General features: G+C 37.6%; 13 protein-coding genes. All 13 read right to left on the bottom strand.

Annotation, left to right across the window (positions count from 1 at the left end; genetic code table 11):
* Window positions 1-259 precede the first annotated feature (259 nt).
* A complete protein-coding gene (locus Q7J41_RS09770; RefSeq protein WP_304887553.1) occupies window positions 260-457 on the bottom strand; it encodes a hypothetical protein in 198 nt (65 codons plus the stop codon).
* Between the two features lie 165 nt (window positions 458-622).
* Complete coding sequence (locus Q7J41_RS09765; RefSeq protein WP_304887551.1) at window positions 623-1,594, bottom strand: DUF3883 domain-containing protein; 972 nt, start codon at window positions 1,592-1,594, stop codon at window positions 623-625.
* Between the two features lie 33 nt (window positions 1,595-1,627).
* On the bottom strand, window positions 1,628-2,464 hold the full coding sequence (locus Q7J41_RS09760) for a hypothetical protein (RefSeq protein WP_304887549.1): 837 nt from the start codon (window positions 2,462-2,464) through the stop codon (window positions 1,628-1,630).
* A gap of 401 nt (window positions 2,465-2,865) precedes the next feature.
* On the bottom strand, window positions 2,866-3,318 hold the full coding sequence (locus Q7J41_RS09755) for a hypothetical protein (RefSeq protein ID WP_304887547.1): 453 nt from the start codon (window positions 3,316-3,318) through the stop codon (window positions 2,866-2,868).
* 33 nt (window positions 3,319-3,351) lie between these two features.
* Complete coding sequence (locus tag Q7J41_RS09750; RefSeq protein ID WP_304887545.1) at window positions 3,352-3,573, bottom strand: hypothetical protein; 222 nt, start codon at window positions 3,571-3,573, stop codon at window positions 3,352-3,354.
* Window positions 3,557-3,772: a hypothetical protein gene (locus Q7J41_RS09745; protein WP_304887544.1), complete on the bottom strand. Its 216-nt coding sequence runs from the start codon at window positions 3,770-3,772 to the stop codon at window positions 3,557-3,559. Before Q7J41_RS09745 ends, Q7J41_RS09750 begins: the two co-directional genes overlap by 17 nt.
* Before the next feature lie 4 nt (window positions 3,773-3,776).
* The gene (locus Q7J41_RS09740; RefSeq protein WP_304887543.1) at window positions 3,777-3,980 is read right to left on the bottom strand and encodes a hypothetical protein; all 204 of its coding nucleotides are present in this window, start codon (window positions 3,978-3,980) and stop codon (window positions 3,777-3,779) included.
* A gap of 62 nt (window positions 3,981-4,042) precedes the next feature.
* Entirely contained in the window at window positions 4,043-4,801 is a 759-nt protein-coding gene (locus tag Q7J41_RS09735) for a hypothetical protein (protein WP_304887541.1), read from the bottom strand.
* Between the two features lie 91 nt (window positions 4,802-4,892).
* Window positions 4,893-5,336 carry a DUF4355 domain-containing protein gene (locus Q7J41_RS09730; protein ID WP_304887539.1) on the bottom strand — a complete coding sequence of 148 codons (444 nt, stop codon included), beginning with the start codon at window positions 5,334-5,336 and terminating at the stop codon, window positions 4,893-4,895.
* Between the two features lie 210 nt (window positions 5,337-5,546).
* Entirely contained in the window at window positions 5,547-5,720 is a 174-nt protein-coding gene (locus tag Q7J41_RS09725; protein WP_304887536.1) for a hypothetical protein, read from the bottom strand.
* Entirely contained in the window at window positions 5,707-5,895 is a 189-nt protein-coding gene (locus Q7J41_RS09720) for a hypothetical protein (RefSeq protein WP_304887534.1), read from the bottom strand. Before Q7J41_RS09720 ends, Q7J41_RS09725 begins: the two co-directional genes overlap by 14 nt.
* Window positions 5,896-5,900: 5 nt before the next feature.
* Window positions 5,901-6,140, bottom strand: coding sequence for a hypothetical protein (locus Q7J41_RS09715; protein ID WP_304887533.1), 240 nt, complete (start codon window positions 6,138-6,140; stop codon window positions 5,901-5,903).
* Window positions 6,137-6,382, bottom strand: a complete 246-nt coding sequence (locus tag Q7J41_RS09710; RefSeq protein ID WP_304887532.1) for a hypothetical protein — start codon at window positions 6,380-6,382, stop codon at window positions 6,137-6,139. The genes Q7J41_RS09715 and Q7J41_RS09710 overlap by 4 nt, the downstream gene beginning before the upstream one ends.
* Window positions 6,383-6,454: the final 72 nt, after the last annotated feature.

The following is a 6,454-nucleotide window of genomic DNA, read 5'->3' as shown; positions in this document are numbered from 1 at the left end:
CGATAATCTTCAATCTGCTGGCGACGAAATGCATGCAGTTCATCTTTGGACATTAAAAAATACCTCCATTTATTAATCTGATGAAGGTATTATCGCATGAATCTTTAGGGTGAAATATGTGTAGTCTATTTGACATTAACTCGTCGATCCTTAAGTTCTTCTTTTCCCAGTTCTTTGGTGAATCGATACGTTGCCGAACTTTTTCCACAAAAAGAAAAAGCCACGTTAAACGTGACTTTGACTGACGCTTTATGTACCACTACTTTGTGGATATACTATGAATAAATCGCTGAACTTCGGGGATATTTTTGGTGCGTACCAGTTCTTTGGTTTTTTCCAGGATACTTCTGACTTCGTCTTCCGAAATTTCTGCTGTATTTTCAACCTTAGAAGCTTCATCGAGTTTGTTTTCCAAATGATCCCGTTCCAATTCCAGTTCTTCGATCCGATCAAACATGGCCGGATTGCTCATTCCCTGGGCTATGGCTTGGGGTCAAAATTCACTTACGGCACCTATATTTCTGGTAGCTTCTTTGGCCTGATCATGGTTTTAGTACCCATTTTGCTCATTATTTTCAATCAAGTCCCTCTTCTTTGCTGAACATTTTACTTGTTTTCTCTTCTAGATCTTACATCTAGCAGATATGATTTCTTCAATAATTAATTCATTTCCCTCTTCATTCAACCAACATTTCTTTTCATTTGAGTAGGCGAAAGTATATAATATAGGGTTTGTAAGACAATTTATAACAACACATAATCTGTAGGAGTCCTTATATCTGTACATTTTTTCATATTCATTAGAAGAAACTTCAACAGAAAGACTATTCCCTGATAGTCCTTTTACTTCAATTTTTAATTCCGTTTTTTTATGAATAGCTTCTAAATCCCAACCTAAGTTTTCACTTTCAACGGATCTCACTTCAAAATCGCGCTCAATGAATTCGTTAGTAACAATCCCAACTGCAATTTTTTCAACTTTTTTCTTTGTTTCAATATTGTTTGCTCGAGCAACTGCTCGTTTTTTTGAAATATTAACTTTTATTTTTTCATACTTCTCAATTTTTTGTAATATTCTAATTTTAAACTTTATTCCCAATTCAGAATCAGCATACCAAAAATTCGATTGTCCCATTCCTCCCTTAACACCTCTTGGGATTACCGGAAACAGAAATCTTTCATCGGTACTTAACAATGTTGCATTTTCAGCTATTGTTTCTGTGCAGTAGCCGATATACTCATTTTTAAATATTCTCTCAGCCATGGTTTTTTCTTGAAAACTCCTGTAGAATCTAGCATTTTTGTACCAACCTACAATATATGTTCCGCCATCCTTATGCTTTGCAGTAAAAATAACCAGAACATCATCTAAAAAATCATCTGAAGGATCGGCGCCTAAACGTTCCAACTTATTTTGACCTTTCTGTTGAGCGAAGCCAAAAACTTTTCCTCGTATTTTTTTAAAGTTAAATATTTCATGACCATAACCATATTCATCTACATATGATCCACCACCATGAACTATGACATCATCGCCGATTAACCCTTCATAGCGTTCCATCCATGTTGTATTTAGAAATATTATTGGTCGCATTGAAACATCCTCCAAATCTAATATAACCACTCTTTACACATTCAGTTTTGCTTGTTTCTTGAAATTCTGAATCAAAGCACAATACTCATTGTCACTAATCCCAGCATATATTCGATTGACATATTCCTTTTCAAATAGCAATAACTTTTTATAAGACCAACTGCATGCTTTATATACTTCACATTTTCTCTTTCTTATTTGCTCATTTGTCCACTTTTTATTCAACATCACCCTTATAAAAATTATTTCATATTTGGCACTGAGGGCAAAGAAATATGCAACAGGCACATATAATATTGATAATACAAACGGGATAAAAAAAACCACTAATGTTTCAATCACTCCTAACGATTTATAATCATTAATGGCGATATTTAAAGTAAATCCTAACACTGTAAAACCAATAATAGCTAAAAATCCCGAAAATATTTTTCCAGCTATTCTAAGCTTTTCATCAGTATTCGCAACGACCTCAAGTAAATATACAAAAGTGATACAAGGTATCATGATTAATTCCACATAAATATTGAATGTAAATGTAGAAAAAAGAAACTCAATCAAGACAATAAATTTCAAATTATCAATAACCATACTTTTAAAATAATTCTTCTTTAAACCTTTATTTACAGCACCAAAACAAACCGGAACTCCTACAAATAATACCCAAATAAAAATATCTTTCAAGTATTTCCATTCCCAAAATTTTGTCATTGAAAATAAAGATGTCAAAAGGAATGCATAAACAATCATTATCAAAAACGGTGTGATCAACTGTTTTTTACATGCAGCTTTGATAACATCAAAAGCCGAATTTCTTGTTTTTTTATTAATAAAAACTACTGTAATTACTAAAATCAACCATGTAGACATTGCAATTTCTCTTGTTGAAAATATATTATCTATACGTTTGCCTCCTGTAACCTTCTTAACACTGAAATAATGTTGTTGTAATCATTGTATAATGACTTATAGTGTATATTATGCGACTCTCCAAATTAAACCCCATACTATGCGGAAACATAATTATTTTTTGGACTTTTAAATTCGACAAAAAAACCTGCTACATAACGTAACAGGTTCTATCTAACATCAATGTTGATGCGTAGTTCATGGTGGCGGAGAAGGTGGGATTTGAATTATTACGATGCCGTAAAAATGCATAAAACCGTGAATAATCAAATAACTTCAAATCCCATCATATAGCCATATTTGTACAATCCTGTATGCTTTGGCAATACCTTTTAAAATTCTCTAGGGGGTCAGCTTAGGGGTCAAATGGGGTCAATCTCCACAAGCCCTAATGCCCGATTATGCAAGACGGCTATTTTTTCATCACGCCCCAACCGCATTTTATTACTGGCTTCTTTATAATCCATGCCACTTGAATAAAGAAGTCTCAATAAGAGCTTCAATTTGATTGATTCCACACTATCGATATATTCATTTAATTTCATCCATGTTTTAGTCGTTTCCAGTACAGCTACACTGACTTTGTCCCTAAGAGGCTGCAGCTCATTGATCCGGTCATATAGGTCTTTTTTATCCCCGCCGGTTATTCTGTCGCCCTGAATGTATCGGGTGGTCGTGGTTGCCCGTTCAAATGCCCGTTTATATTTTTCTTCTGCCTTTTCCTGTTTTTCCAGCTGGTACTGGTACCGGGATAAAATCGAGTGCTTCCAGACGTTCCCCGGATCCACCCCGATTGCAATGTTTGACTTTGCCATTTATACCCCCTCATGATAAAAATTAATATTGCCCTAATAAACGGGATCTTCTACATGATCCGCCCAAACATCTTTGACTATACTATGAAGCGCCTTCATCTCATCGTAACCATGATCCCCGTTCGGATAGGGTACAATGTAATGATCTGGATTTAAACCTAATGCCTCGATAAAGGAAGCATCTTCACCAAACCAGTAAAGCGCACTCGTAATAACTTTCTTCGCTTTTTTAAGCAATCTATCCAACCTGTTCATTCAATAACTCCTCCAGTTCATCAATTTTCTTTTGCTGTTCATCCGTACGGATCGCTCCTAGAATCGAATTGCAGGCGAAAATAATGGTGTTGGCACGCTTTGTGTCAATCTCACCATTAAGCACCATGTTTGCCACTCGATTTAGCGCCCGGCGCACATCTGCGGGTGTTTTTAAAGAGATTCGGCGTGCTGTGGCCATATGTTCACCCCCCGTTTCTTAATGCTCTGGATTCTACTGAAAATACCGCACCCATCGTGTTTATAAACTCATCGTCTGATAATTCGGCCATATTGCACACAAAGTCTACGAAATTCATTGATTTTTCCACACCGTCCTCTATATAAACCATCTTGTTTTCATTGCCTAGAGCCTTTGCAACTCTGATCATTTTTTCTAATTTAGTCATGATATTCACACCCTTCAATAAAACGGCCCCGTAAGCCCACACAAGGCTTACAGGGCTTAATTTTATACTATTGCCTGATAATATAATGCATCTGCTTTGTTGTCCAAAACAAAGGCATCATAGCAGATCCGGCCTTCTACCAGCGAACCACTAATCCCTGGAGGATCTTCATGGACTTTGTAATCTTCCAACTTTGTTGGGGCAACGGTTGCGCATGGATGGGCTAACATAAACCCAAACTTAGCTGGTAAACGAACAGCCGGCACTTTCATTACATTTACACCATCTATCATACCGATCACACCTTTGAGCCGTAGATCATTGCCTACATCGGTTTCCATGATGATATCTGCACACTTTTTCATTAAAATATAGGTAGCCGGTGTGACAACCAGGATACGCCCTGTTTCGTGCACTTCCGCATCATCAAGCACTTTATTGGCCTTAATGATTTCATCATATATATTTGTTGATGTTAGTTCTAACGCTGCAGGTGTAGTCCCTGCCCCGGTGCACATCTTACCATAGACATAAGCGTCAACCTCGGGTATCACAACCTCACGGCCCTGTCTGGCCAGTGCTGAAGCTGCCTGTAATTGTTGGGCGGTTTCATCGACATCCAACTTATCAATGGCAAAGGTGAATGATCGATCCTTTGTTATTGTAAATTCTTCGGTGGTTGCTCCCAGATTGCCCACAGTACCATAACGGGAACCTGCACCTGCTCCAGCACGGTCATAGTCGTTCATACCGGATGTGGTGACCTTATACACCTTTATGGTGTGCGCTCCGGTCCAGTCGAAATCCTGATTGGTCAACATCTGCTTTTTACTCTCTGTTGAGAAAAGTTCATCAACGTAAGGTAAAAACTTTGTTACTAAATTTATAGCCATATTTTAGCCTTCTTTCATATTATGATTTTAACCCCATGGCTTTCTTAATCGAACTATCCACTGTGGGTTGTTGTATGCCCCCATGGTTGCCGGAGCTATTAATAGTAAGCCCGTAACCCGGCGCTGCTGCTGCTGGATCTACTGCCTTAAATATATTCTCTAAAATCTGGATGCTATTTTGAAGCGATGCTTCGTCATCGAACTTCAAGACTTCCAGTATATCAAGTGACAAGCCTTTACCGGTAACCAGTTCTTTGGCTTTGAAGTTCAGCTCTTTCTGAGCCAGTTCTTGCTGTAGCGCTTCAAACTGTTTTTGGGTCTTGTCCTTCTCTTTTGCTAATCGATCTCTAATAATGCTGTTCACTTCTTCCTGAGAAAAAGTTTTACCGTCTGCTGTTTCGACGGTTCCCGGATCACCACCGGTAAGGGTTGAATCAATCACGTTATCTACTACGTTTTCCATTTACGAACCTCCTTTTAACGTCCGGGGTGGACTATTTTTGATAAAATAAAAAGCACGGGAACAACATTAAACCAAATAAATGGTAATATCGTTTCCCGTGCCTTGTGAAAAGCTTCCATGATAACCGGAGAAATAGTAGTTAATCCTGGGGTACTCTGCAATATTTATTTTATCGCAATAAGTATATCATAGATAGGGGGGTATGTCAACTCAAACGCCCTGTTTAACAGGCTTTCGCTTCTTTTTTGGTGTCATATACACGCACTTATAGGGATCTTTTCGATTGCTTTTCTGTGTTCTGAACCCCTCCAAAATTGGATCTAAGAGCGTCATAATAGTCGTTAATTCGGCTTCGTCGGTGTAGCTGATCTTAATCTTCGTCACGCTTGCAAACCTCCACAATGGAATTAAACTGGTATCTGTCATTCAGGTTAAGCATTAAAAGCTCTTCATAGGCCATCATAAAAGCCTTTTGTCCGGATGTCGTCGCTACCTCAAAGGCCAGGGGAAACCCTGACCCATTTTTTCTTCTGAAGCTTACACTGTAAATACTTTCCATTATTTTTAATCCTCCATAACTTTATTTAATTCTGAAGCCATTTTTATACCTTCTCTGAAGGAGGTCTTCTCTGCTTCATTCACCTGTTTTACTATCAGCCGTATCAGTTCGTCGTTCTTCTTCTGATCCAATGATAATGACTGAATGAAATCTCCAACCTCATGGGCTATGACCATGAATTCTGCTGATCTTGGGATCTCAATTGCAAAATCATCCATTCCTGGTAAATTTAATATATTACTCATTTTGAACACCCCATTAAGAGCCCTACGGCCTCCTGAAACCCTAAAGCAAAAGCCTGATACATTTCAAAATTTATAAACTCGCTTGATGCTTCTTCTAAGCAAAACATTAATTCTTGATCAATTTCCCTGATCTTACCTAACATATTGCTATAATTAACACGGGCCGCCTGATGCTCATCTGTTTCCTGAAGAGGTCCAGACAGGATATTATTCCATAAAACTGCCAATCTATCATTATTCATTATTTTCAATTTCTCCTTTAAATTTTATTTATTGAGTGTTATAATACTTTTATAGTTTTACTGAAGCCGTTC

It is taken from the genome of Acetobacterium sp. (assembly GCF_030652775.1).
In the GTDB taxonomy this organism is placed as follows: Bacteria; Bacillota; Clostridia; order Eubacteriales; family Eubacteriaceae; genus Acetobacterium.
The sequence above is the reverse complement of the archived record's forward strand: the minus strand, read 5'-3'. Positions and strand labels throughout refer to the sequence as shown.

Excerpts from the sequence above, each read along its gene's own strand:
- Q7J41_RS09740 (WP_304887543.1), bottom strand. The coding sequence starts at position 3,980 with ATGACTAAATTAGAAAAAATGATCAGAGTTGCAAAGGCTCTAGGCAAT.
- Q7J41_RS09710 (WP_304887532.1), bottom strand. The coding sequence starts at position 6,382 with ATGAATAATGATAGATTGGCAGTTTTATGGAATAATATCCTGTCTGGA.
- Q7J41_RS09730 (WP_304887539.1), bottom strand. The coding sequence starts at position 5,336 with ATGGAAAACGTAGTAGATAACGTGATTGATTCAACCCTTACCGGTGGT.
- Q7J41_RS09770 (WP_304887553.1), bottom strand. The coding sequence starts at position 457 with ATGTTTGATCGGATCGAAGAACTGGAATTGGAACGGGATCATTTGGAA.
- Q7J41_RS09745 (WP_304887544.1), bottom strand. The coding sequence starts at position 3,772 with ATGGCCACAGCACGCCGAATCTCTTTAAAAACACCCGCAGATGTGCGC.
- Q7J41_RS09750 (WP_304887545.1), bottom strand. The coding sequence starts at position 3,573 with ATGAACAGGTTGGATAGATTGCTTAAAAAAGCGAAGAAAGTTATTACG.
- Q7J41_RS09720 (WP_304887534.1), bottom strand. The coding sequence starts at position 5,895 with ATGGAAAGTATTTACAGTGTAAGCTTCAGAAGAAAAAATGGGTCAGGG.
- Q7J41_RS09755 (WP_304887547.1), bottom strand. The coding sequence starts at position 3,318 with ATGGCAAAGTCAAACATTGCAATCGGGGTGGATCCGGGGAACGTCTGG.
- Q7J41_RS09735 (WP_304887541.1), bottom strand. The coding sequence starts at position 4,801 with ATGTTGACCAATCAGGATTTCGACTGGACCGGAGCGCACACCATAAAG.
- Q7J41_RS09715 (WP_304887533.1), bottom strand. The coding sequence starts at position 6,140 with ATGAGTAATATATTAAATTTACCAGGAATGGATGATTTTGCAATTGAG.
- Q7J41_RS09760 (WP_304887549.1), bottom strand. The coding sequence starts at position 2,464 with ATGTCTACATGGTTGATTTTAGTAATTACAGTAGTTTTTATTAATAAA.
- Q7J41_RS09765 (WP_304887551.1), bottom strand. The coding sequence starts at position 1,594 with ATGCGACCAATAATATTTCTAAATACAACATGGATGGAACGCTATGAA.